The 2,252-nt window shown below is 70.5% G+C and carries 3 protein-coding genes; 2 read left to right on the top strand and 1 reads right to left on the bottom strand.

Features of this window, described 5'->3' with window-relative positions:
- Positions 1 to 152: 152 nt before the first annotated feature.
- Positions 153 to 611 (bottom strand): SRPBCC family protein, encoded by a 459-nt coding sequence (locus GXP76_RS35235; protein WP_242575690.1) that lies wholly within the window; start codon positions 609 to 611, stop codon positions 153 to 155.
- A gap of 130 nt (positions 612 to 741) precedes the next feature.
- Here GXP76_RS35235 and GXP76_RS35230 point away from each other — a divergent pair, with 130 nt between their 5' ends.
- Together GXP76_RS35230 and GXP76_RS35225 are read left to right on the top strand one after the other, a co-directional pair.
- Positions 742 to 1,773, top strand: coding sequence for an Rv2578c family radical SAM protein (locus GXP76_RS35230; protein ID WP_242575689.1), 1,032 nt, complete (start codon positions 742 to 744; stop codon positions 1,771 to 1,773).
- Between the two features lie 22 nt (positions 1,774 to 1,795).
- A partial coding sequence (locus GXP76_RS35225) for a macro domain-containing protein (protein ID WP_242575688.1) occupies positions 1,796 to 2,252 on the top strand: 457 nt, incomplete at its 3' end.

The raw sequence follows: 2,252 nt of genomic DNA, 5'->3' as shown, positions 1-2,252 counted from the left end.
GGAGTGGTCGGGGGGCGCTCATCAGCGGCTTTCCCGCGACGCGTGGTGCGCGGGCGCACGTCACGCGTCGCGGGGGAAACCACTCGAATCAGTGACGCCGGGGGGTCGTCCGTCGACGTTCAGGACGCCCCGGCCCGGGGGGACTTGACGGTTCAGGACGCCTCGGTGGCCTTCTCCGTCTCCGCGGCGAGCTTCGCGAGCAGCTCGTCGTAGATCCGGGCGAGACCCTTGGGTGCGAACTTCCTCTCGAAGAAGCCGCCGATGCCGCCGGCCCCCTCCCAGACGCTGGTGACGACGGTCTTCGAACGGCCCTCGCCCGCCGGGGTGACGACCCAGGTGGTGACCATCGAGGAGTTGCGGTCCTTCTCCACGAGCTCCCCGTCCGTGGGCTCGGTGACTTCGAGCAGGCAGTCGCGGACGCGCTTGCTGGTCGCCTGGAGCTTCCAGTGGACGAGGGTGCCCTCACCGTCGCCGCCCTCGCGGACCTCGTACTCGCTGAACTGCCCGGGCATCACCTTCGCGCGTACGTCCTGGTAGTCCGCCAGCGCGTCGAACACCGTCTCCGCGTCCGCCGCGATGATCCGCTCCGTCGTGGCTTCGACCTGCGCCATGGCTTCCTCCAGCATTCGGTTCTCCGGGCGGCCAGCCAACCATCTCGACGGGGCGCGCCCAAATCCGGGGTTGCATCGATCATGGGAACACGTGTTCTATTCTGTGGTCGGTACAACTGAGGAGGCGCAAATGCGCTGGGACAATCTGGCCGAGAACCCCATGTCGGCCCGCGACGCCGCGCTCTTCGGTACGGACGCGGTGACCACCAGGACCTTCGACACCCCCGAATTCCGCGGCATCACGTTCCACGAGGTCCGAGCCCGTTCGATCGTGAACCGGGTGCCGGGCGCGTCGCGCATGCCGTTCGAGTGGACGGTCAATCCGTACCGGGGGTGCTCGCACGCCTGCGTCTACTGCTTCGCCCGCAAGACCCACAGCTATCTGGACCTCGACACCGGTCTCGGCTTCGACTCGCAGATCGTCGTCAAGATCAACGCGCCGGCGCTGCTGCGCAGGCAGCTCGCCTCCCGCCAGTGGCAGGGCGCGCACATCGCCATGGGGACGAACGTCGACTGCTACCAGCGGGCGGAGGGCCGGTACCGGCTGATGCCGGGCATCATCTCGGCGCTGCGCGACCGCGCGAACCCCTTCTCCATCCTGACCAAGGGCACGCTGATCCTGCGCGATCTGGAGCTGCTGCGGGAGGCCGCGCAGGTCACGGAGGTCGGTGTGTCGGTCTCGGTCGGCTTCACCGACCAGGAGCTGTGGCGCACGGTCGAGCCCGGCACGCCCTCGCCGCAACGCCGGCTCGACGCCGTCCGCGCCCTGACGGACAGCGGCATAGGCTGCGGGGTCCTGATGGCCCCCGTCATCCCCTTCCTGGGCGACAGCGCGGACCAACTGCGGGCCACGGTACGGGCGATAGCCGCGTCCGGGGCGACCTCGGTGACACCGCTGGTGCTGCATCTGCGGCCGGGCGCCCGCGAGTGGTTCATGCGGTGGCTGCGGGAACACCACGCGCATCTGGTGCCGCGGTACGAACGGCTGTACGCGGAGGGGGCGTACGCGCCGAAGTGGTACCAGCGCCGCATCACGCGCCAGGTCCACGAACTGGCGGACGAGTTCGGCATCGGCCCGGCCGGACGGGCGGCCCGGCGGCGCGTACTGGTCCCGGAGAGACCGGTCCCGGAGGCGGGGCCGACACAGCTGACGCTGTTGTAGCTCCGGGTGCGATCATCCGGGCATGACTGTGATCGAGGTCGTACAGGGCGACATCACCCGCCAGGACACGGACGCCATCGTCAACGCGGCGAACGAGTCGCTGCGCGGCGGGGGCGGCGTGGACGGGGCGATCCACTGGGCCGCGGGCCCGCGCCTCGCGGAGGCGGGCGCGGCGATCGCGCCGTGCGCACGGGGTGACGCGAAGGCGACCCCGGGCTTCGACCTGCCCCCGCCGATCCGTCACGTGATCCACACGGTGGGCCCGACCTGGAAGGGCGGCACCCACGACGAGCCGGCCGTCCTGGCCTCCTGCTACCGGCGCTGCCTGGAGGTGGCGGACGAACTGGGCGCCAGGAGCGTGGCGTTCCCGGCGATCTCGACGGGCATCTTCGGTTTCCCGGCGGAACGGGCGGCGCGGATCGCGGTGGACACGCTCAGGTCCACGCGGACGGACGTCGAGCTGATCAGGCTGATGGCGT

It is taken from the genome of Streptomyces sp. NP-1717, assembly GCF_022695985.1.
Lineage (GTDB): Bacteria > Actinomycetota > Actinomycetes > Streptomycetales > Streptomycetaceae > Streptomyces.
Note: the sequence above shows the minus strand (reverse complement) of the source record. Positions and strands in the feature narration are given on the sequence as shown.

Bases quoted from the DNA above. Each gene is read 5' to 3' on its own strand.
- GXP76_RS35230 (WP_242575689.1), top strand. From the start codon at position 742: ATGCGCTGGGACAATCTGGCCGAGAACCCCATGTCGGCCCGCGACGCC.
- GXP76_RS35235 (WP_242575690.1), bottom strand. From the start codon at position 611: ATGGCGCAGGTCGAAGCCACGACGGAGCGGATCATCGCGGCGGACGCG.